Source organism: Streptomyces sp. NPDC053541, assembly GCF_044544705.1.
In the GTDB taxonomy this organism is placed as follows: domain Bacteria; phylum Actinomycetota; class Actinomycetes; order Streptomycetales; family Streptomycetaceae; genus Streptomyces.
Genome location: NZ_JBITXM010000014.1, coordinates 1 through 22,095, shown reverse-complemented (window position 1 = coordinate 22,095; position 22,095 = coordinate 1). Strand labels below are relative to the sequence as shown.

Below are 22,095 nucleotides of genomic sequence, written 5' to 3'. Positions count from 1 at the left end.
GGAGCGGATGCGAGGCTGTGCCGCATGAGCGAGCACCCCGTCCCCCAGGACACGGCCCGGATCCTGGTGGTGGACGACGACCCCACCGTCGCCGAGGTCGTCACCGGCTATCTGGTACGGGCCGGCTTCACCGTCGAGCACGCGGCCGACGGACCCGACGCCCTGTGCCGGGCCGGCGAGCGGTGGCCCGACCTCGTCGTCCTCGACCTGATGCTGCCCGGCCTGGACGGCCTGGAGGTGTGCCGCCGACTGCGCTCCGCCGGACCCGTACCGGTGATCATGCTGACCGCGCGCGGCGACGAGGAACACCGCATCACCGGGCTCGAAGTGGGCGCCGACGACTACGTCACCAAACCCTTCAGTCCGCGCGAACTCGTCCTGCGCGTCACCTCCGTGCTGCGCCGCAGCCGCGCGACCGCACCCGCCGCGCCCCGCGCCGTCCTGCGCGCCCGGGACCTGACCCTCGACCCCGCGACCCGCCGGGCCACCCGTGGCGGTACGGAACTGCCGCTCACCCTGCGGGAGTTCGACCTCCTCGCGTACTTCATGGAGCACCCGCGCACGGCCCACGGCCGCGAGGACCTGATGCGCCGGGTGTGGGGCTGGGACTTCGGCGACCTCTCCACCGTCACCGTGCACGTCCGCCGGCTGCGCGCCAAGATCGAGGACGACCCCGCCCGGCCCTCGCTCATCCGCACCGTGTGGGGCGTCGGCTACGCCTTCGAGCCGGACCGGACGGAGGACCCCGCAGCGTGAAGGACCTGCTGCTCATCGCCGCCTTCGCCCTCGGCGGAGCCGTCTGCGCCGGACTGGCCGGGGCCGTCGTGCTCCGGCTGGTGCGGCACCGCTCGGTCGCCGTCTCGCTGACGGTCGTCGCCGCCGTGACCGTGACCGCGATGCTCGCCGGGACGCTCGCCGTCGCCCGGGCGATGTTCCTCTCCGCGCACGACCTGTGGGTGGTGACCGTGGTCGCCGCCATGGCGGCCCTCGTGTCCCTGGGCACCGCCCTCGTACTCGGCCGCTGGGTGGTCGCCCGCAGCCGGGCCCTCGCGCGCGCCGCCCGGGACTTCGGCGACGGGGGCCGCTTCTCCGCGCCCGACGGCGCCGCCACCGCCGAACTCGCCGCGCTCACCCGCGAACTGGCCGCCACCAGCGCGAAGCTCGACGCCTCCCGGCGCCGCGAGCGCTCCCTGGAGGACTCCCGCCGGGAGCTCGTCGCCTGGATCTCCCACGACCTGCGCACCCCGCTCGCCGGGCTGCGGGCGATGGCGGAGGCCCTGGAGGACGGGATGGCCGCCGACCCCGCCCGCTACCACCGCCGGATCCGCACCGAGGTCGAGCGCCTCACCGGCATGGTCACCGACCTCTTCGAACTCTCCCGCATCCACGCCGGTGCCCTGACCCTCAGCCCCAGCCGCATGTCCGTGTACGACCTGGTCGACGACGCCCTCAGCGGCGCCGACCCGCTCGCCCGCGAGCACGGGGTGCGCCTGGTCGGGGAGACGGTCGAGGCCGTGCCGGTCGAGGTGGACGGCAAGGAGATGACCCGGGTCCTCGCCAACCTCCTCGTCAACGCCATCCGGCACACCCCCGCCGACGGCACGATCGCGGTCGCCGCCGAACGCCGCGACGGAGCCGTCGTCGTGTCCGTCACGGACGGCTGCGGCGGCATCCCGGACGAGGACCTGCCCCGGGTCTTCGACACCGGCTGGCGCGGCACCGAGGCCCGCACCCCGCCGGCCGGCGCCGGTCTCGGCCTGGCCATCGTCCGCGGCATCGTCGAGGCGCACGCGGGCCGCACCGCGGTGCGCAACGTGCCCGGCGGCTGCCGCTTCGAGGTCACCCTCCCCTCGGCCCCGGGCTGACCCCGGCCGGGCTGACCCGCACCGTACGCGGTCGCCGGGCGGCGGCGGACGGAGCGGAGAGTCCGACGTTACGGGAGAGCGGGCCCCGGGCCCATGTTGCGTACGCCTCACCGGCGGGAGCTGTTCAAGGTGAGCCCCCGGCCTTCAGGCTGTGCGCCGTGCTCGGTGTTCGCGGGCGCGCACTGCCGATCGAGTCGGGACGGAGAACACTCGTGATTGTCGGAGTCCTCAAGGAAGCGCGGGCAGGTGAGCATCGCGTCGCGGCCACGCCGGCCACCGTCGAACCCCTTCGCAAGCTGGGGTACGAGGTGGTCGTCGAGCCGGGCGCGGGTGCCGCGGCCGGCTTCGCGGACAGCGCCTATGAGGCCGCGGGCGCGAGCGTCGGCGACGCGGCCGCCGCTGACGTGGTCCTGGGCGTGAACGCTCCGGAACCGGCGCAGCTGGACCGGGTGCGGCCGGAGGCGACCGTCATCGCGCTGTTCGCGCCGGCCTTCGACCCGGCGATGGTGGAGGAGCTGGGCCGCCGCCCGTTCACCGCCCTGTCGATGGACGCGGTGCCGCGGATCAGCCGGGCGCAGTCGATGGACGTGCTGTCCTCGATGGCGAACATCGCGGGCTACCGGGCGGTGGTGGAGGCCGCGCACGAGTTCGGGCGGTTCTTCACCGGCCAGGTGACGGCGGCCGGCAAGGTGCCGCCCGCGAAGGTGCTGGTGGCGGGCGCGGGCGTGGCCGGTCTGGCGGCGATCGGCACGGCGGGTTCGCTGGGGGCGATCGTACGGGCCACGGATCCGCGTCCGGAGGTGGCCGACCAGGTCCGCTCGCTGGGTGGCGAGTACCTGTCGATCGAGTCCCCTGAGGTGGAGGTCTCCAAGACCGGCTATGCCAAGGAGATGGGCGAGGAGTACAAGGCGCGTGAGGCCGAGCTCTACGCCGCCCAGACGCGCGAGGCCGACATCGTCATCACCACCGCGCTGATCCCCGGACGCCCCGCGCCGGTGCTGATCACCGCCGAGATGGTGGCGAGCATGAAGCCCGGTTCGGTGATCGTGGACATGGCCGCCGCCAACGGCGGCAACGTGGTCGGCACCGTGAAGGGGGAGAAGGTCGTCACCGACAACGGCGTGACGATCATCGGCTACACCGATCTGGCGGGCCGGCTTCCGGCGCAGGCCTCGCAGCTCTACGGCACGAACCTGGTGAACTTGCTGAAGCTGATGACGCCGGGCAAGGACGGGCAGTTGGTTCTGGACTGGGACGACCCGGTGCAGCGCTCGATCACCGTGGTGCGCAAGGGCGAGTCGGCGTGGCCGCCCCCGCAGGTCCAGGTCTCGGCGGCCCCCGCACCGGCGCCCGCGGCGCCCGCGACCGCCACCGAAGCCGCGCCGAAGAAGGCGCCGATGACGACCGGGCGGAAGTTCGGCGGAGTGGCCCTCGGAGCCCTGGCGCTCTTCCTGCTCGCCGCCTTCGCGCCCGCCGCCCTGTTGCCGCACGTCACCGTGTTCGTCCTCGCGATCGTGATCGGCTACTACGTGATCGGCCACGTGCACCACGCCTTGCACACGCCGCTGATGTCGGTGACCAACGCGATCTCCGGAATCATCGTCGTCGGCGCCCTGCTCCAGATCGGCCACACGAGCACGGCGGTGACCGTCCTGTCCTGCGTGGCGATCCTGCTCGCCAGCATCAACGTCTTCGGCGGCTTCGCGGTGACGCGTCGCATGCTCGCCATGTTCAACCGGAGCTGACTGACATGACTGCGACCATCGCCGCCCAGGCGGCCTACCTCGTTGCCGCCCTGCTGTTCATCCTCGCCCTCGCCGGACTGTCCAAGCACGAATCCGCCCGGCTCGGCAACGCCTTCGGCATGCTCGGCATGGGCGTCGCCCTCGTCGCGACGATCGTGCTCGCGGTCGACGGCGACGTCAGCACGGCCGGACTTGGCCTGATGGCCCTGGCGATGCTGGTCGGCGCGCTGATCGGCATCCAGCGGGCCCGTGGGGTCGAGATGACCGGCATGCCCGAACTCATCGCGCTGCTGCACTCGTTCGTCGGCCTCGCCGCCGTCCTCGTCAGCTGGAACGGCTTCCTCAACGTCGAGCACGACCCCGCGGGCCACGAGGCGCGCGCCCTGGACGCGCTCGGCACCCTCGGCATCCACCACGCCGAGGTCTTCATCGGCCTGTTCATCGGCGCCGTGACCTTCACCGGCTCGATCGTGGCCTACCTCAAGCTCTCCGCGAAGATCAGCTCCAAGCCGCTGATGCTGCCCGGCAAGAACGCCCTCAACCTCGGCTCGCTCGGCCTCTTCGTCGCCCTCACCGTGTGGTTCGTGATCACGCCGGAGCTGTGGCTGCTCGTCGTCGTCACCGTCCTGGCGCTGGCCCTCGGCTGGCACCTGGTCGCCTCGATCGGCGGCGGCGACATGCCGGTCGTCGTCTCGATGCTGAACAGCTACTCCGGCTGGGCCGCCGCCGCCTCGGGCTTCCTGCTCGGCAACGACCTGCTGATCGTCACCGGCGCCCTCGTCGGCTCCTCCGGCGCCTACCTCAGCTACATCATGTGCAAGGCCATGAACCGCTCCTTCATCTCCGTCATCGCCGGCGGCTTCGGCATCGAGGCCCCGTCAGGATCGGACGTCGACTACGGCGAGCACCAGGAGATCACCGCCGAGAGCGCCGCCGAACTCCTCGCCTCCGCCCGCTCGGTGGTCATCACCCCCGGCTACGGCATGGCCGTCGCCCAGGCCCAGTACCCGGTCGCCGAGCTCACCTCGAAGCTGCGGGCGAAGGGCGTCGACGTGCGCTTCGGCATCCATCCGGTCGCCGGCCGGCTGCCCGGCCACATGAACGTGCTCCTCGCCGAGGCCAAGGTCCCGTACGACATCGTCCTCGAAATGGACGAGATCAACGAGGACTTCGCCGAGACGGACGTGGTCCTGGTGATCGGCGCCAACGACACGGTCAACCCGGCCGGGGCCGAGGACCCCTCCAGTCCGCTCGCCGGCATGCCGGTCCTCACGGTCTGGGAGGCGGGCAAGGTCATCGTCTTCAAGCGCTCGATGGCCTCCGGCTACGCGGGCGTCCAGAACCCGCTCTTCTTCAAGGACAACACCGCCATGCTCTTCGGCGACGCGAAGGCACGCGTGGAGGACATCGTCGGCGCCCTCTGAGCCGCGGCGCGGTGCGGGCCTCCCCCGGGAGGCCCCCACCGCGCGGTCTCAGCCGACCGGTGAGGCGACGAGGTCGGCGGTGCCGGTCCCGGCCGGGTAGACCGTCTCGGCGGGCGGGTCGGCGGTGCGCCGCACCCACAGCCAGTACACCGCCGCCGTGACGGCGAGGCCGACGATCCAGGAGATGTCGGCGCCGTCGAGCTTCTTGGTGAGGGCTCCGGTGTAGAGCTTGGTGGCCAGGAAGGGGATCTGGACGGCGACGCCGACGACGTAACAGGTCAGCGCCGTGAGGTTCCAGCGCCCGTAGCGGCCCTCGGGGTCGTACAGGGCGGGGATGTCCACGCGCTCGCGCGAGATCAGGTAGTAGTCGACCAGGTTGATCGCGCTCCACGGGGTGAACACCATCAGGATCAGCAGCACGAAGTTCTTGAAGTTGTTCAGGAAGTCGGCACTGGCGGCGAGCGCGATCGCGACCGAGACCGCGGTGAAGCCGATGATGTACGCGGCGCGGGCGGCGGCCGAGATCCGCGAGCGCCCGTCGAAGGCGGTGACCGTCGTGAGGATCGACATGAAACCGCCGTACGCGTTCAGGCAGTTGACGGTCAGCTTGCCGACCACGATCACCAGGTACACCAGCAGGGCGAGGACCGCGGGTCCGGCGAGCTCGCCCAGGAAGCCGACCTGGTCGGTGAGGAAGGCCTTGCCCGCCACGGCCGCGGTGAGCGCCCCGAGCGTCATGGCCCACTGCGAGCCGATCACGGAGCCGGCGAAGGTGGACCAGAAGGTCGCGCGGGTGCTGGTGTCGCGGGGCAGATAGCGCGAGTAGTCGGCGACGTACGGGCCGAAGGTCAGCTGCCAGCCCGCGCCGAGGCCCACCGCCAGCAGGAAGGTCGCCGGGTCGAAGCCCTGGGTCCCGACGTGGGCCCCGACGTCGTACTGGGTGAACACCCGGACGAGGAGGTAGCCGAGGCCGAGCACCCCGACCACGGTGGCCACCCGGCCGGCAGCGTGGATGAGCCGGTAGCCGGTGACGGCGACCACGGCCGTCAGTGCGCCGAAGAGCAGGATGCCGATCCGGGTGCTGTCCAGGTGCAGCAGCTCGGACAGCGCCTGGCCGGCGAGGACGCTGCCGGTCGCGGCGAAGCCCAGGTACATCAGGATCACCAGGACCAGCGGCAGGACCGCGCCGTGCACGCCGAACTGCGCCCGGCTGGAGATCATCTGCGGTACGCCGAGCCGCGGCCCCTGCGCGGAGTGCAGCGCCATCACGATCCCGCCGAGCACGTTGCCGATCAGCAGTGCGGGTATCGCCCACAGGGCGTCGGCCCCGAAGACGACGGACAGGGCGCCGTCGACGATCGCGGTGATCTGCATGTTGGCGCCGAACCACAGCGTGAACTGGCTGCGCGGCGTGCCGTGCCGCTCGGCGTCGGGGATGACCTCGATGGTGCGCCTCTCCATCGCGAGGCGTTCCCCGGGGGTGTGCTGGACGGGCATCGTGGCGACCTCTTCCCTCTTCCCGCGGCGGTTCCCGGGCGTCGCCCGGACGGACCGCAGCCGGCGTCCCGCGCTGCGGTCCGCCGAATCTCGCATAGGAAGCAACAGGCTTCAATACCCTGAATGAAGAATTTCACCGCGGGGCGGTGCGAGCCGCTACGCTGCCGGTCCGTAAGTTCCGTTCCAGGCAAGGGGGTTGAGGGGCATGGCCGAGGAGTTGGCGCGGTTCGCACTCGGCGGCGGAGAGGCCGCCGTCTACGTGGCCTTCGAGGAGGACGATCCGGAGATCGTGCGGGCCCGGGCCCGGGCGCGCTCGGGGGAGGGCGCCGTGGACGTGGCCGCCGGGCGCTTCGAGGAGGGCCTCGACCAGGTGCGCCGGATGGCCGGACGGACGCTGGAGCGCATGGTCGCCCTGCCCCGGCCGCCGTCCACGGTCGAGCTGGAGTTCGGCGTGAAGTTCAACGTGGAGACCGGCGCGGTGATCGCCCGCACCGGGGTCGAGGGCCACCTCAAGGTCAAGGTGGTGTGGGAGCGCGAGGACCGGCGGCGGCCCGCCGAGGAGGAAGAGGACGGCGGCGCGGCGGGCGGCGGGACGCCCGGCGGCGCCGACGCTCAGTCGGACGCGCGGGCCGGCGCGGACGGCGAGGGCTGAGCCATCGGCGGCACGGCCGGCGCGGGCGCGGGCGTCGGAGCGTGCTGCGGCTCCGGGCCGGCTCCCTGAGCCTGGGGCGCGGCCGGTTCCGGGGCCGCCGGCGGCGCGGCGGGCCGTGCCGGCGGGCCCGCCGGACGGACCCCGGCGGGCTCGGGCCCCTCCGCCGGCCGCCGGGCCGGCTGGCTGCGGTAGAGCGTGGTGCGGCCCGTGACCGCCGTCGCGCACAGCACCGCCAGCAGGCCCGGGCCGAGCAGGGACGCGTCCGCCACCATCTCCGTGGCCATCACCAGGACGCCGAGCGGCGCGTTCGCCACCGGCCCCAGACAGGCCGCCATGCCCACCACCACGTACGGCAGCGGCCCCGCCGACGGCAGGTGCAGCAGCTCGCCGAGCCGCCAGGCCAGCGCCCCCGTGCCCGCGCCCACCACCATGCCCGGCCCGAAGATGCCGCCCGAGCCGCCCGAACCCACCGTCAGCGCCGTGCCCGCGATCTTCGCCAGCGGGATGGCGAGCAGCATCAGGACCGGCAGCCCGGCGACCAGCTCCCGATCGGTGAGCGCCTCCATCAGGCCGTACCCCGTGCCCAGCACGCCGGGCACCACCAGGCCGAGCACGCCGACCAGCACGGCCGCCGCCGTCGGCGCGGCGAGCCGGGCGGGCAGCGACCGGACCCGCGCCTCGGTGCGCAGGTGCACCGCGTAGAACGCGCCCGTGTACAGGCGCCCGGCCAGCCCGCACAGCAGCCCGGTCGCCGCGATCAGGACGAAGTCACCCGCGCCCAGGCCCCCGGCGTCCGCACCGTGCCGGCCCAGGACCGGCGCGAAGCCGTAACAGGCACCGAACACCAGCCAGCCCGCACAGGCCGCGATCAGCGCCTTCGGCAGCACCCGGGCGTCCATGTCCTTGCGGTAGAGGAGCTCCGCGCCGAGCAGCGCGCCGCCCAGCGGAGCCTGGAAGATCGCACCGACGCCCGAGGCGAGGCCGATCACCAGGGCCGTACGGGCCTGCCGGCGGGACATGCCGGTGCGCCGGGCGATCACCGAGCCGAACGCCGCCGAGATCTGCGCCGCCGGCCCCTCCGTACCCCCCGAACCGCCGGAGCCGATGGTCAGCGCCGAGGCGACCAGCTTCACCACCGTCACCCGGCCCCGCATCCCCGTCGGGTTCTCGTGCGCGGCGGCGATCGCCGCGTCCGTGCCGTGGCCGCGCGCCTCCGGCGCCAGCCACACCGCGAACGCCGTCGCGAGCAGCGCGCCGCCGGCCGCCACCAGCGGCACCGCCCAGGGACGCTCGGACGGCACCAGGGCGCTCGGGCCGCCCTCCGCGGAGGTGCGGTAGGGGCGGAACCCGGCGACGCCCTCCAGAAGCAGCTCCGAGCACAGGTGGAGCAGCCCGAACAGGGCCACCGCGCCGAGCCCCGCCACCACGCCGATCAGCACGGAGGGCACGATCCAGCGCGCCAGCGGGTCCGACGAGGCGCCGGGTACGGGCAGCAGCCGGGCCGCGGCGGAGGGCAGCGGACGGCCGGACGCGGCACGAGGTCGGTGCGGCTTCCGCTTCCAACTCATCGGATCCCCCTGGTCGTTAGGGCGTTCGCATGACATCCCGTGGCTTCGAGCAGCATTGTGGCCCAGGACGGGGTGGGCCCGCGCCACCGCCGCGCCGTCCCGATCCCGCCGCCGGGGATCGGGCAACTGTTTGACGGGGCCGATGAATGGCCATGACACGGAGAGGGGCACCAGCGTGCGACAGGGGGAGTGCATGAGGGCCGGTCCACTCGAACGAGGTCCGGACGTCGTCCCGGCGGCATGGGAACACCGGGGGGAAGGGGAGAGTCCGGCGGCATGGGACGACCCGGCCGGGCCGGCGGACCTGACGGAGCTCGCGGCTCTGCCCGCCGGGCTGCCCGCGAACCTGCCCGCCGGCCTGCTTCCCGATCTCGCCGGACTGCCGCTGGACGAACTCCTCGACGCGCCCAACCCGGTCCTGGCCCGCGCCGCCCGGCGCGTGCTCGACCGCCTCACGGCCGACGAGGCGCCGCTCGCCGCCTACGACTCGTCCGCCGTGCCCACGGACGACACCCCGGTGTGACCGTGCCCGGACCCTCCCGGCCGCCGCTCCCCTTCCGGGAGTTCCTGGTCAAGGTGCACAGCCGTTGCAACCTCGCCTGCCGCTACTGCTACGTGTACGAGAGCGCCGACCGCGGCTGGCGCGCCCAGCCGGTCCGGATGGCGCCCGCCACCGCCGACCGGCTCGTCCGGCGGATCGCGGAACACGCCCGCGGACACGCCCTCCGCTCCGTGCGGGTCATCCTGCACGGAGGCGAACCCCTGCTCGCAGGACCGGAGTTCCTCGCCCGCTTCGTCCGCGCGCTGCGCGCCGCCCTGCCCGCGACGACCCGGGCCGAGGTCGCCCTGCAGACCAACGGCACCCTCCTCGACGAGCCCTTCCTGCGGCTGTGCCACGCCGAGGACATCCGCGTCGGGATCAGCCTGGACGGCCCGCCCGCCGTCCACGACCGGTACCGCCGCGACCCGGCCGGACGCGGCAGCCACGCCCGGGTCGCCGCCGCCCTCGCCCTGCTCGGCCGCCCCGAGCACCGCCCGGTCTGGGCCGGGCTGCTCACCACCGTCGACCCGACGACCGACCCGCTCACCACCTACGAGCACCTGCTCGGTTACGACCCGCCCGCGCTCACCCTCATCCTGCCGCTCGGCAACTGGACCGCGCCGCCGCCCGGCCGCACCGCCGACCCGGCCCGCACCCCCTACGCCGACTGGCTCGTCCCGGTCTTCGACCGCTGGTACGCCGGCCCCGGACCGACGCCCCGGATCAGCCTCTTCGAGTCCGTGCTCGACCTGCTGCTCGGCGGCGACTCCGCCAGCGAGGTCATCGGCGGCGCGCCCAGCCGGCTCGCCGTCATCGACACCGACGGCGCGCTGACCCTCTCCGACCACCTCAAGACCACCTACGACGGCGCCGACCGCACCGGACTCAGCGTGCACCGCGACCCGTTCGACGCGCTCCTGCGCCACCCCGGCGTCGCCGCCCGGCAGGCCGGCCGGGCCGGACTCTGCGCCACCTGCCTGGCCTGCCCGCTGGTCGCCGTCTGCGGCGGCGGCCACTACCCGCACCGCTACCGCGCCGGATCCGGCGGCGCCGGGCACGCCAACCCGTCCGTGTACTGCCCCGACCTGGCCCGGTTCATCGGCCATGTCGCCCGCACCGTCGCCGGGGACCTCGCTCCCGCCGGACCCGCCCCGGCCGGCCGGGGCGCGGAGCGCGCCGGATGAACCTCCGCCCGCCAGCCTCCGCGCCGGCCTCCCCGTCCGGCCTTCCGGACGCCCGGCAGGGCCCCTGGGGCCCGCTCGCCGCTGGCACCCCCGGTCCCGCCCTGCTCGACGCGCTGCGCACCGCCCGCCGCAACCGCAACCTGCTGCTGCTCCGGGTCGCGCACCGGCACCACCGGGCCGACCCGGACTGGGCGGCGGCGGTCGCGCTGCTCGCCGAGGTGCGCCGCGCCCGGCCCGCGGTGCACGCCGAGCTGTGGGGCGGCCCCGAGGCCGGTGCCTGGCTGGCCCGGCTCGCCGCCGCGGGCCCGCCCGCGGGCGGGGACACCACCGGCCACCTCCCGGCCGACCTCGCGCGGTTCGCCGCCGCCGCGGCCCTCCGCGCCGGGCTGCCCTTCCGCATCCGGGTGCCGGTCGCCCACGGCACCGCCCTGGTCCTGCCCGGGACCGGCGCCGCCGTCTTCGCCGCACCCGGCCCCCGCACCGCCATCGTCCACCGCGACGCGAGCGGAGCCTTCGTCGTACGGGACGGGGCGCCGCCCCTGCCGCTGCGGGCCGCAGGGGCCTCGGGGGTCGCCGGGGTCGCCGGGGTTGCCGGGGGAGCCGGAGACGGCGGGGCCGGCCGCTGGTGGCCCGTGCCGCGACTGCGGCTCGGCCCGCACGCCGCCGTACGGCTCGACACCCTCGACCCGCTCCGCCTCGGCGGCCCCGACCCGCTGCCGCCGCGCCCGATCGCACCGGACGAAGAGACCGCTTGGCGACGGCGACTCCACGCCGCCTGGCGGATTTTGACGGAACGTCACCCGGAGCGGGCGCGCACGATCGCCCAGACGCTGCGCGTGGTGGTGCCGCTCGCCGGGGCGGACGCGAACGGCTGGCGCAGCGCCTCCTTCGCCGACGCCACCGGCCTGGCCGCGCTGTCCCCGGTCGACGACCCGGTCGAACTCGCCGCGGACCTCGTCCACGAGACCCAGCACTCGCTGCTCTACGCCGCCATGGACCTCGCCGCCCTGCTCCACGCGCCGCACGGCGCCCGCGCCGAGGCACCCTGGAGCCCCCGCCCGCGCCCGCCCGCCGCCCTGCTGCACGGCGCCTCCGCCTTCCTCGTCACGGCCGCCTTCTGGCGCACCGAACGGCGGCTCGGCAACCCCGCGGCGGAGCGCCCGTACACCCACTGGCGGCACACCGCGGGCAGCGCGCTCGCCACCCTCGCCGCCCACCAGGAATGGACCACGGAGGAGGGCCGCCGGCTCCTCGGCGCGCTGCGCGCCCTCCTCGCCTCCTGGGACTAGGCCGTTTCTTCCGGCTCAGGCCGGATCAGAGCGGCGGCGGCTCGATGTCGCACTCGGCGCGCCGCCCGGCCTCCGCCGACAGCGTCTCCCAGTGATCCGGCCCCAGCGTGTCCTGGTAGCGCCGCACCACCGAGGCGAGGAGTTCCTCGCCGCGCTCCGGCTCCCCGCAGTGCACCAGGTCGAGCGACAGGTTGCACAGCGCCGCCAGCGTCGCCGGATGCCGGTCCCCGTACCGCTCCTCCAGGATGCCCGCGCACCGCTCGCCCAGCTCCCGGGCCGCCCGGTGCTCGCCCGCCTTCGCCAGGCCCGAGGCCAGGTTCACGTGCGCGAGCAGCGGCCACGGATGGGTCGGGTAGAGGACCCGGTCGAGACCGGGCGCGGTCGCCTGGTCGAGCCGCAGCGCCTGCGGGAACTTGCCCACCGCGCGCAGCGCCGCACCGTGGTTCACCGCCGCCACGAAGGTCAGCGGATGCTCCGGCCCGAGCACCGCGCGATAGCGCTCCACGGCCTGCGCGCCCTGCCGCTCGGCGGCCTCCGGATCGCCCGTCAGACGCAGGTCGTTGGCCAGGTTGGCGAACGCGGCGAGCGAGTCGATGTGCATCGGCCCGAAGATCGCCAGATAGAGGTCGAGGGCCTCCTCGGCCAGCGCCCGCCCGCGCGCGAAGTCGCCCGCCTTCCGGCAGGTCACCGACAGGTTCTTGATCGCCCGCATGGTGTGCGGATGCCGGTCCCCGTACAGCTCGCGGTACTGCGCGACCGTCTGCTCCTGGAGTTCCAGCGCCGCCGCGTACTCCCCGCACTCGCGCAGGTCACGGGCCACGTTGTTGACCGAGAAGAGCGTGGAGTGCGCGGTCGGCCCCAGCACCGAGCGCCGGTCCCGGTGCACCCGCCGGTCCAGCTCCAGCGCCTCCCGGTACCGCCCGTTCACGCGCAGGCTCACCCCGAAGTTGTGCCCGGCCCGCAGCGCGAACGGGTCCTCCGCCCCGTACACGTTCACACTGCGTCGGTACGCGTCCTCGTCCAGCTCCAGGGCGTCCGCCAGGCGGCCCGCCGTCCGCAGGTCGGCGGCGAGCGCGCCGGCCGCGGTGAGCGTGTACTCGTGGTCGTCGCCGACCGTGTCCCGCAGCCGCCGCAGCACCTCCTCGCTCAGCGGCCGCGAGGTGTCGAACTCGGCCAACTGCCAGTGCGCGCTGGCCCGGTAGCGCATCGCCCACAGGGTCTGCAGGTCGTCCGCGCCCAGGAAGGAGCGCCAGTCCGTGCTGATCCGCTCGCCGAGCTGGGCCGCGCCGCGCAGCACGCCGCGCGCCAGGAGATAGGCGATCAGGTGCAGCGCGGTCTCGCGGATGTGCCGGTCCTCGCAGTGCGGAAGGCCGGTCGGCTCCAGGTGCGGCAGGATGTCCGCGTAGTTCTTCCAGTGTTCCGAGCGCTGGGTGTCGCCCGGGTCGTGCGCGGCGATGACCTGGTGCACCAGGTGCCGCATCTCGCTCTGCTCGGCCTCCGGCAGCTCGTCCTGGAGCACCGCCCGCACCAGCCGGTGCATCTGCACCGTGCCGGCCACGTTGTCGACGGTGAGCAGCGAGAACTGGTTGATGGCCCGGATGGTCCGGCCCCGGGCCAGCGGGTCCCGGGCCAGTCGCATGAGCGGCGGCGGCAGCGGCAGCATCCGGGCGTCGTGCAGGAAGTCGAGGGCGACCGGCTCGGGCCCGAAGAAGGCGAGCAGCCGCAGGAGTTCGAGCGCGCCCGGGGTCTGTGCGGCCAGCGACTTCATCGAGGCCCGCCACACGACGGCGACCGGCAGGGTGATCGAGTCGACGCCCTCGGCCAGGACCTCGGCCCGCCGTCGCTCGATCATCGCGAGGAACTCCGGCACCGCGATGCCGGTCTGCCGCTGGAGCGCCGCGCACTGCTCCAGGGCGAGCGGCAGGTCGCCGAGCAACTCGGCCAGCTGGTCCGCCTGCTCGGGGCTCGCCCACGGCGCCCGGGTGCGCAGGAAGTCCAGGCTCTCGGCGCGGGTGAAGACGTCCACCTTGGTCGCCAGCACCCGGTCCGACCAGCCCGCGTGGCGCGAGGTGATGAGGATGCGCCCGGTGCCCTCGGAGTCGCCGATCAGCGAGGGCAGATAGGGGATGACGTCGCCCGGCTGCCCCGCGTTGTCGAACACGAGCAGCCAGCGGCGGAACGGCGCGCCCTCGGCGAGCGCGGCGAGCACGCGCGCCACGGTGTCGCTCTGCGGGTCGGGCACGAGACCCAGCTCGGGCGCCAGCATGGTGAGCTGGGCCCGGATGACGGCCGGCTGCTCGGCGTCGATCCACCACACCCGGTCGTACTCGTGTCGGTGCAACTGCACGTATTTCAAGGCCAGTTGTGTTTTGCCGACCCCGCCGAGGCCGTGCAGTGCGTGCGGCAGCACGGCCGCCCGGGTGCTCGCCCCCAACTGCCGGTGCAGTTCGCCGAGTTCCGACTCGCGCCCCGCGAAGTGCGGATTGGGCAGGGGTACGGAGCGGGGCGAGCGCGACTGACCGGCCGGAGCCCCTCCGGAGCCCCCGCCCGTCCCGCCGCCGCGGCTCCCGACGCTGATGCCGCGGCCGTTGGTGTCGCCGCTGCCGGAGGCCGGGGCGGGGACGGGGCCGGTGTCGGGCGCGGTCGTGGGCGTGGGAGAGGGCGTGGACGGGGTCTCGGAGCCGGGGGGCGTGGCATCCGCCGCGGTGCCTCCCGCCGGTGGGGCTTCCATGCTGGTGGTGTCCTTTGCGTTCGGGGGCGTGCTGTCGTCGACCCGGGCGGCGTCCGGGACCGGCGCCGGGTCCCGCTCCGCCCTCACCTCTTCCCCGGTGGTGACCGGCCCGAACGGCGGCGCCCCCCGAACCGGGTCCCAAACCGCACCATAGGGTGGACCCAGGGCCCTGAGCGCGGGCCCGGCGGCGTCGAGGAGTTCCCGGTCCAGACGGGTCAGGGTGTCCGCGTCGGGCTCCTCCCGGCTCCCGATCACCGTGCTGAGCAGGTCGGGCCGGGCTCCGACGGCCCGCCCGGCGAGCGCCGAGGTCTCCTGGAGGGTGCGCAGCAGTTCGGTCCGGCCGAGCCCGCGCAGCAGCCCGGAGCGCACCCCGTCCAGGAACTCGAAGACGTACTCCTCGCCGGTCCGTCCCGGCGTGCCGGCGGTGCGTAACGCGAGCAGTCCGCCGAGCAGTATCTCGGCGAAGGGCAGCGGCCCGCCGGAGGAGGTCGGCGCCTGCCGCACCGCCTCCACCACCTCCGGCCGCAGCGGCACCATCGCGAGCCGGGCCGCGAGCCGCCGGGCGGCCGGCGAGGCGTGCTGGAGGAAGCGCCGCACCGCCTGGTCCGGCGGCACCGGCCGGCGTCGCTCCTCCCAGGTGAAGGGCGGCAGGCAGTGGGCGGTGAGCCCCTGCTCGTCCACGAGGAGCGAGGTGGTCTCCGTCCAGGGCAGCGCGCCGCCGGTCACCATCCGGGACCAGCCCGCGAACCAGTCGGGCTCCAGTTCGAGCACGGGCACCGGCAGCGGCAGCGGATCGGCCGGGTCCGCGTCCAGCGGGCGCTCCCACCGCCCGTACCGCAGCAGCTCCAGACGGGAGTTGGGCAGTCCGGGCGCGGCCGCCCGCACCCGCAGCTCCATCGGCACCCCGTCGCACAGGTCCCACAGATGGGTGGGCAACGGCTGGAGCACGGCGACGGGCGCGCGTCTGCCCCAGGTGTGCAGCAGCCGGGGCACCGCCCCGCCGGCCCAGGCGTCGCCCACGCAGTCGCTCATCAGCAGCACGATCCGGCGCCCGTCCGGCCGGAACAGCTCGGCCGGGCTGTGCCCCGGCCCGCCGTCCGCCGGGCGCAGCACCGCGTGCTTGCCGTCCCGGGTGTCCAGCGACCACAGCCGCACGTCCGCGAACGCGCCCTGGAGTCGCAGGAGTTCGGCGAAGGCCCGGGCCACCGGCTGCCACACGGTCATCGACACGCTGCGCTCCACGACGAGCGCCACCTCGAACCAGCGGTCCGGCGGCCGGGTGAGCACCGGCTGCCACCGCCCGGTCTCCGCCGCCCGGACCGCCGTCGCCTCCTCGTCGAGCACCCGCCGCCGGGCCCCGCCCGGCAGCCGCCGGTTGAACGGGCGCAGGGCGCGGGCCAGCGCCCTCGGATCGCGCAGCGCGCCGGGCAGTTCGTCGCCGCGGACCGTGCCCCGGCCGGAGGACAGCGTGTGCGAGACCCGGGGGAGACCGGGCAGCGGGCCGTCGGGGACGGTGGGGGCGGTGGCGCCGGCGCCGTGCGGGACGTCGCCGTCCTCCGCGCCGAGGTCCGGGGTCGCGGCCGGGCCCGCGGTCGCGTCCCGGTCCGGGGCCCGGCTCGTGTCCCCTTCCCGCCCCCGGTCGGAGTCCCGCCCGGAGTCCCGCTCGGAATCCCGGGATCCGGCGGGCGGCGGGCCCGGCGCGTCCGAAGCACCGGCCCCCGCGTCCTCGCCCGGGACCGCCGGGGCCTCGTCCGGGCGCCCACCGGAGCGGACCGGGCCCGGTGGCCCCTCCTCGGACCCGATGACCTGGGCGAGCCAGACCGCCTCCGCCCACTCGCGGGCCGTGGGCCCTGCGGAGCCCTCGGGTCCGGTCATGGTGAGGTGTCCGAGGACAGATTCCGCCACAGGGCGTCGCGCAGCTGCGACCAGGAGGCCTCGTCGGCCTCCGCCGCACCGTTGGTGAGCATGTGCACCGTGTTGAGCAGCTGGTCCACGGCCATGTCGGAACTGTCGCCGCGCCGCTCCACGAACTCCCGCACCAGCGCCCGGGTCCGCTCGTCGAGCGCCCCGCCGAAGTGCGAGGCCACCATCGCGGCGAGACGCTGCCCGTCGGGCGGCGGCATCCGCACCTCCAGGCACCGGCGCCGGAAGGCGGGCGGGAAGTCGCGCTCCCCGTTGCTGGTGATGACGACGACGGGGAACTCGGCGCAGCGCACCCGCCCGCCGGTCACCGTGACCCGGTGGTCGTGGTCGGCGGTCGCCACCTCCACCTTGCGCTGCGACTGGGCGAGCCGCTCCAGTTCGGGGACGCGGTAGGCGCCCTCCTCGAAGATGTGCAGCAGGTCGTTCGGCAGGTCCACGTCGCTCTTGTCCAGCTCGTCCACGAGCAGCACCCGGGGCCGCCGCCAGGGCAGCAGCGCCGTCCCCAGCGGACCCAGGGTCAGATAGCGGCCGATGCCCGGCAGCGGTCCGTCCCCGCCGCCACCGCCGGAGCGGCGCCCCTGCGCCGGGGCGTCCTGGACCCGGCCGATCGCGTCGTAGTCGTACAGGCCGTCCCGCAGCGTCGTACGGCTCACCACCGGCCACCACAGCACCGCGCCGAGGCCCAGCTCGGAGGCGATCTGATGGGCGAGCGTCGACTTGCCGGTGCCGGGCGCGCCGGTCACGAGGAGCGGACGGCGCAGATGGATGGCCGCGTTGACGACGTGCAGCACCTTCGGGCTCAGCGTGCCGCCCCGCCGCCGGCCGAGCCGGCGCCGGGTGTCGTGGTCGTCGGCGGGCACCGGCACGGACAGCGGACCGAGCTCCGACTCCGGCCGGAAACGGCGCCAGGCGGGCGGCGGCGGAAGCTTCGGCAGCACCTCGTCACCGGGGGAGCGGTGCTCACCGGTGTCCCGGAAGACCCACCAGTCGGGCGCCTGCACCGGCCCGGCCCCCGCAGCTGCCCCGAGCGTCACTCCGGCCCCGTCGGAGGCCACGGCCCCGGGGGAAGCACCGGCCTCACCGGAACCCCCGGCTCCGCCGATGCCGTCCGTCGCGCGGTCCACCCCGCTCATGGCAAGCCACCCCCGGTCGACGGATGCCCCAGCGCGGCGTCCGCCCCCTCCAGTCCGTCACGACCGTCCCACACTAGGCTGATGTGGCGATGCAGGTCCAGCACGGAGAAGGCCTCCGCGTCCGGACCCACTTCGCCCCTCAACATCCTTACCCGCTCGGGCAGTTCCATGAGCCTGCCGGCGAGCACTTTTCGGGTCTTGCGCTCCGCCTCCGGATGCTCGCCGACCTCGCGCACCGCCACGATCACCGGAATCCCCATCTCCAGCAGCACGTTGACCGCGTCGCCCTCCAGACCACCGGTGTACGGCGGCGGTTCGAGGAACAGCCAGCCCAACTGCTCGTGGTCGTGCCGCAGCTGCCGCAGCAGCTCCACCGGCCGCAACCGCTCCCCGTACGGCACGACCCGGACCGCCGCCGACTCGAACGCCGTGTCCGGCGCCGTGGTGAGCAGATCGGCACGCGCGTGCAGCCGCGGCCGCCAGTGCGGCTTCGCCCACCGGTCCCGGCTGCGCACCAGGACCGTGTGGTCGGCGCCGATCGGCCGGGCCACCGAGTCCGGCGGCCGGGCCATGATCTGGTCCACCGGAAGCCACAGCAACGGCCTCGGCAGCAGGAACTCCACCAGCATCCCCGCGCTCAGCTCGCCCAGCGCGTGCACACACGACAGATAGCGCCCGGCGACCTCCTCCTCCATCGCAGCCCGCGAGGACAACTGCACCGGCTCGCCGTACGGCCGCGCCCCGTCCGGCCCCGGCGGCACCACCCAGGACCGCACCGTGTAGACGTCCGGAACCGGCGTACGGGCGGTGATCTCCACGAGCAGCCGGTACGGGGCGGCCGGCCGCCCCGCCCGGGCGGCGACCTCCGCGCGCAGATGCGCGAGCCGCTGCGGACTGCGGCAGCCGAGCTGGGCCGCGACCCGCCCGCTCCACGCGTGCAGCCGCGCCCGGAGCGGCCCGTCCTCCCGCACGGCCACGGTCTCCACGAACACCAGCAGCGGATGCGGCTCGTCCTCCCAGCCGTACGGCAGGTCCTCGAACACCGCGAGCAGCGCCGCGACCTCCGAGTGCCGCCCGTCGTGCCCCCGCTCCGGCCCCCAGTCCTCCGGCGCCGTCGGACCGGCCCCGGACTCGTGCAGCACCCGCAGCGCCAGCGCCCGCAGCCGGGGGGCCTGCTCGCTGCACTCGAGCAGCTCGTGCAGGGCCCGCCGGTGGTGCGGCTCCAGCAGGTCGGAGGGGAAAAGCTGCCGGTGCAGCTGCTGCACGGCCTGCCAGGTCGTGGTCTTCCGGTGCCCGCGGGAGAACTCCTCCAGATAGACCGCGAGTCCGCCCGGATGCTCGGCGCAGTACATCAGCTCCTGCGCCAGCGCCTCCAGGGTGCTGCCCTCCGGCGCCCGCAGCTCCGCCCCGCACTCCGCCGCGACCTGCCGCAGCGCCGCCGCCCTCGCCGAGACGGTGTCGGCGGGGGAGCGGCGCAGCCTCGCCATCTCCTGGGCGAGCCGCCAGTACGGATCGTGCGAGCCGCTCATCGCCCGGGCCCGCCGCCGGGAACCGGCGTCCGCAGCCGGGCCACCTCGCGGTCGAAGGCCCGCATCGGCAGCGAGCCCCCCTCGTACCAGCGCAGCGCCGCCGCGAACCGGTCGATGCCGTCCTCGTACTCCAGACACAGACCGAGCACCGCACGGGCGTCGTTCATCAGCACCCCCGTCCGCTCGACGTGGAAGGCGATGTCCTCTCCCGTGTCGCGCAACACCCGCTCGCGGCGGTGCGGATCGGCGAAGCTGCGCACCTTCACCAGGAGCCGCGCGAGGTCGCGCTCGGCGCTCGGCGGCCAGGGCGCGGGCAGGACCTCGTCGGCGGCGGGCGGGAATCCGGGTGGTGCGGCGGGTCCGGGCGGTGCGGCAGGTCCGGGCGGTGCCGGGTGGGCGTCGCCGGCGCGGGGGCCCGGGATCGCGGGGCCGGCGACCGCGTCCGCGAGGTCCGGGCAGTACCGCACGACGACCTCGACCGGGATCATCCAGCCGGTGCGGCGCTCGGCGCGGGTGTCCTCGGCGACCACCAGACCGAGCACGTCACCGGCCGAATCGACCACCCCCGCCCCGCTGTAGCCCCGGCGCAGCCGGTCCCCGGCCTCGCCCGCCGCCTCCAGCTGCATCCACTCCGGACTCAGACCGCCCGAGCCGACAAGGCGGGCCCGCACCCACAGTCCGGCGCGCGCGCCGGCGGCCTGCCCGAAGGCCCGCACGATCCGGTCGCCGGCCGGGCCGCAGGGCCGCAGCACGGCGGGCCCGCAGTCGGCCGGGGCGTCCGCGCGCAGTTCGAGCACGGCGACGTCCGCCCGCTCGTCGTCCGGCGGCGCCCAGCCGCGCGGCGCGACCCCGGCGGGCACCGGCCCGGCGCCGGGCACGAGCGAGCCGGGGAAGTCCACGGACAGCTCGGCCTCCCGGGGATCGCCGTCGTCCGGGCCGAGCGCCGCCTCCACGACGTGCGCGCAGGTCACCACCCGGCCGCCGGCCACCAGCACCCCGGCGCCGACGGGCGCGCCCTGTGCGTCGAGGATCCGTACGCGCCACGACTCCGCGAGCGAATGTCCCACCCCTGTGCCCCCGTTCCCCGCTCCGCGAGCCTCCGCCGCGCGCCCCGCCCGCCGGGGCCGGTCACGGCCGCGGTGAACCAGGTGCTGGAGACGCGCGTGTTACGGCCATGCTAAGCAGCAATACCCGGTCGGCGCCCGGCCAAGTCGGGGAAAGCGGCCGGACCGCGCCGAGGTGGCCGAATGCCGTCGCCGCGACCCGCCCGCCGGGAACCTCCCCGGCCGTGTCCCGGGACGCCCGCCGCGACCACGCCGACCGCTTCGCGGTCTTGCCACCTCCCGTGGGCCGTGTGGAAGCCTCTCGGTGCGCGGTGTGCCCGCCCGCGCACGCCGGTGGTGCCGCATCGGCGTGGCCCTGATCGCGGCGGGCGCACTTCTGGTCGAGTGGGCACAGGCCGATGACGGCGAGAGAAGCGAACGGAGAGCACGCGTGATTGTCGGAGTCCTCAAGGAAGCGCGGGCGGGCGAGAAACGCGTCGCGGCCACGCCGGCCACCGTCGGACCCCTTCGCAAGCTGGGGTACGAGGTGGTCGTCGAGCCCGGCGCGGGTGCCGCGGCGGGTTTTCCCGACAGCGCCTACGAGGCGGCCGGCGCGAGCCTCGGCGACGCCACGGCCGCCGACGTGGTCCTCGGGGTCAACGCCCCGGAACCGGACCGCCTCGACCGGCTCCGGGACGGCACCACGGTCATCGCGCTGTTCGCGCCGGCCTTCGACCCGGCGATGGTGGAGGAGCTGGGCCGCCGCCCGTTCACGGCCCTGTCGATGGACGCGGTGCCGCGGATCAGCCGGGCGCAGTCGATGGACGTGCTGTCCTCGATGGCGAACATCGCGGGGTATCGGGCGGTGGTGGAGGCGGCGCACGAGTTCGGGCGGTTCTTCACCGGTCAGGTGACGGCGGCCGGCAAGGTGCCGCCGGCGAAGGTGCTGGTGGCGGGGGCCGGTGTCGCGGGGCTGTCCGCGATCGGCATGGCGGGTTCGCTGGGGGCGATCGTACGGGCGACCGATCCGCGTCCGGAGGTGGCCGACCAGGTGCGGTCCCTCGGGGGTGAGTATCTGTCGATCGAGTCGCCTGAGGTGGAGGTCTCGAAGACGGGTTACGCGAAGGAGATGGGCGAGGAGTACAAGGCGCGTGAGGCCGAGCTGTACGCCGCGCAGACGCGCGAGGCGGACATCGTGATCACCACGGCGCTGATCCCGGGGCGTCCGGCGCCGGTGCTGATCACGGCGGAGATGGTGGCGGGCATGAAGCCGGGTTCGGTGATCGTGGACATGGCGGCTGCGAACGGCGGCAACGTGGTCGGCACGGTGAAGGGGGAGAAGGTCGTCACGGAGAACGGTGTGACGATCATCGGCTACACGGATCTGGCGGGGCGGCTTCCGGCGCAGGCCTCGCAGCTCTACGGCACCAATCTGGTCAATCTGCTGAAGCTGATGACGCCGGGCAAGGACGGGCAGTTGGTTCTGGACTGGGACGACCCGGTGCAGCGCTCGATCACCGTCGTCCGGGAGGGCGCGGTGGCCTGGCCGCCCCCGCCCGTCGAGGTCTCCGCCGCACCCAGGACCCCGGCGGCGGCCGACGGGGCCGGGGCCGTGGGCGCGCGCTCGGCACCCGTCTCACCCGTGAAGCGGCCCCCGTCCCCGGCCCGCCGGTTCGGCGTGGTCTCGGTCGCGGCCCTGGCGCTCTTCCTGCTCGCCGCCTTCGCGCCCGCCGCCCTGTTGCCGCACGTCACGGTCTTCGTCCTCGCGATCGTGATCGGCTACTACGTGATCGGGCACGTCCACCACGCCCTGCACACGCCGCTGATGTCGGTGACCAACGCGATCTCCGGAATCATCGTCGTCGGCGCCCTGCTCCAGATCGGCCACACGAGCACGGCGGTGACCGTCCTGTCCTGCGTGGCGATCCTGCTCGCCAGCATCAACGTCTTCGGCGGCTTCGCGGTGACGCG

At 74.8% G+C, this 22,095-nt stretch carries 15 protein-coding genes; 9 read left to right on the top strand and 6 right to left on the bottom strand.

The window, feature by feature from the left end; translation table 11 throughout:
• The first annotated feature begins 24 nt into the window (after window positions 1–24).
• The 4 genes from ACIGW2_RS32380 to pntB all read left to right on the top strand — a co-directional run bounded on the left by ACIGW2_RS32380 (window position 25) and on the right by pntB (window position 5,034).
• Complete coding sequence (locus ACIGW2_RS32380) at window positions 25–756, top strand: response regulator transcription factor (RefSeq protein ID WP_399847622.1); 732 nt, start codon at window positions 25–27, stop codon at window positions 754–756.
• Window positions 753–1,865, top strand: coding sequence for a sensor histidine kinase (locus tag ACIGW2_RS32375; protein WP_399847620.1), 1,113 nt, complete (start codon window positions 753–755; stop codon window positions 1,863–1,865). The genes ACIGW2_RS32380 and ACIGW2_RS32375 overlap by 4 nt, the downstream gene beginning before the upstream one ends.
• A 212-nt stretch (window positions 1,866–2,077) precedes the next feature.
• Entirely contained in the window at window positions 2,078–3,610 is a 1,533-nt protein-coding gene (locus tag ACIGW2_RS32370; protein WP_399847619.1) for a Re/Si-specific NAD(P)(+) transhydrogenase subunit alpha, read from the top strand.
• 5 nt (window positions 3,611–3,615) lie between these two features.
• A complete protein-coding gene (pntB, locus tag ACIGW2_RS32365) occupies window positions 3,616–5,034 on the top strand; it encodes a Re/Si-specific NAD(P)(+) transhydrogenase subunit beta (protein ID WP_399847618.1) in 1,419 nt (472 codons plus the stop codon).
• 48 nt (window positions 5,035–5,082) lie between these two features.
• Here the strand turns inward: pntB and ACIGW2_RS32360 are convergent, their stop codons facing one another.
• Window positions 5,083–6,531: a purine-cytosine permease family protein gene (locus tag ACIGW2_RS32360; RefSeq protein WP_399847615.1), complete on the bottom strand. Its 1,449-nt coding sequence runs from the start codon at window positions 6,529–6,531 to the stop codon at window positions 5,083–5,085.
• A 205-nt stretch (window positions 6,532–6,736) separates the two neighbouring features.
• On the opposite strand from ACIGW2_RS32360, the gene ACIGW2_RS32355 reads away from it, so the two are divergent.
• Complete coding sequence (locus tag ACIGW2_RS32355) at window positions 6,737–7,183, top strand: CU044_2847 family protein (protein WP_399847614.1); 447 nt, start codon at window positions 6,737–6,739, stop codon at window positions 7,181–7,183.
• Here ACIGW2_RS32355 and ACIGW2_RS32350 read toward each other — a convergent pair.
• Window positions 7,144–8,751, bottom strand: a complete 1,608-nt coding sequence (locus tag ACIGW2_RS32350; protein WP_391652373.1) for a chloride channel protein — start codon at window positions 8,749–8,751, stop codon at window positions 7,144–7,146. The genes ACIGW2_RS32355 and ACIGW2_RS32350 overlap by 40 nt on opposite strands.
• 193 nt (window positions 8,752–8,944) lie before the next feature.
• Between ACIGW2_RS32350 and fxsA the strand changes: the two genes are divergently transcribed.
• Genes fxsA through ACIGW2_RS32335 form a run of 3 tightly spaced genes read left to right on the top strand, consistent with a single transcriptional unit; the run spans window position 8,945 to window position 11,765 of the window.
• Window positions 8,945–9,274 carry an FxSxx-COOH cyclophane-containing RiPP peptide gene (gene fxsA, locus ACIGW2_RS32345; protein WP_391652372.1) on the top strand — a complete coding sequence of 110 codons (330 nt, stop codon included), beginning with the start codon at window positions 8,945–8,947 and terminating at the stop codon, window positions 9,272–9,274.
• A gap of 2 nt (window positions 9,275–9,276) precedes the next feature.
• Entirely contained in the window at window positions 9,277–10,476 is a 1,200-nt protein-coding gene (locus ACIGW2_RS32340; RefSeq protein WP_399847612.1) for an FxsB family cyclophane-forming radical SAM/SPASM peptide maturase, read from the top strand.
• Window positions 10,473–11,765, top strand: a complete 1,293-nt coding sequence (locus ACIGW2_RS32335) for an aKG-HExxH-type peptide beta-hydroxylase (RefSeq protein ID WP_399847611.1) — start codon at window positions 10,473–10,475, stop codon at window positions 11,763–11,765. The genes ACIGW2_RS32340 and ACIGW2_RS32335 overlap by 4 nt, the downstream gene beginning before the upstream one ends.
• 25 nt (window positions 11,766–11,790) lie before the next feature.
• Here ACIGW2_RS32335 and fxsT read toward each other — a convergent pair whose 3' ends face one another.
• Genes fxsT through ACIGW2_RS32315 form a run of 4 tightly spaced genes read right to left on the bottom strand, consistent with a single transcriptional unit; the run spans window position 11,791 to window position 20,148 of the window.
• A complete protein-coding gene (gene fxsT, locus ACIGW2_RS32330; protein WP_399847609.1) occupies window positions 11,791–16,371 on the bottom strand; it encodes an FxSxx-COOH system tetratricopeptide repeat protein in 4,581 nt (1,526 codons plus the stop codon).
• Window positions 16,368–17,552, bottom strand: a complete 1,185-nt coding sequence (locus ACIGW2_RS32325) for an AAA family ATPase (RefSeq protein ID WP_399847606.1) — start codon at window positions 17,550–17,552, stop codon at window positions 16,368–16,370. The genes fxsT and ACIGW2_RS32325 overlap by 4 nt, the downstream gene beginning before the upstream one ends.
• The gene (locus tag ACIGW2_RS32320; protein ID WP_391652367.1) at window positions 17,549–19,081 is read right to left on the bottom strand and encodes a hypothetical protein; all 1,533 of its coding nucleotides are present in this window, start codon (window positions 19,079–19,081) and stop codon (window positions 17,549–17,551) included. Before ACIGW2_RS32320 ends, ACIGW2_RS32325 begins: the two co-directional genes overlap by 4 nt.
• The gene (locus tag ACIGW2_RS32315; RefSeq protein WP_399847603.1) at window positions 19,078–20,148 is read right to left on the bottom strand and encodes a trypsin-like peptidase domain-containing protein; all 1,071 of its coding nucleotides are present in this window, start codon (window positions 20,146–20,148) and stop codon (window positions 19,078–19,080) included. The genes ACIGW2_RS32320 and ACIGW2_RS32315 overlap by 4 nt, the downstream gene beginning before the upstream one ends.
• A 427-nt stretch (window positions 20,149–20,575) precedes the next feature.
• Between ACIGW2_RS32315 and ACIGW2_RS32310 the strand changes: the two genes are divergently transcribed.
• Window positions 20,576–22,095, top strand: a 1,520-nt coding sequence (locus ACIGW2_RS32310; protein WP_399847599.1) for a Re/Si-specific NAD(P)(+) transhydrogenase subunit alpha, incomplete at its 3' end; no start/stop codon positions are given.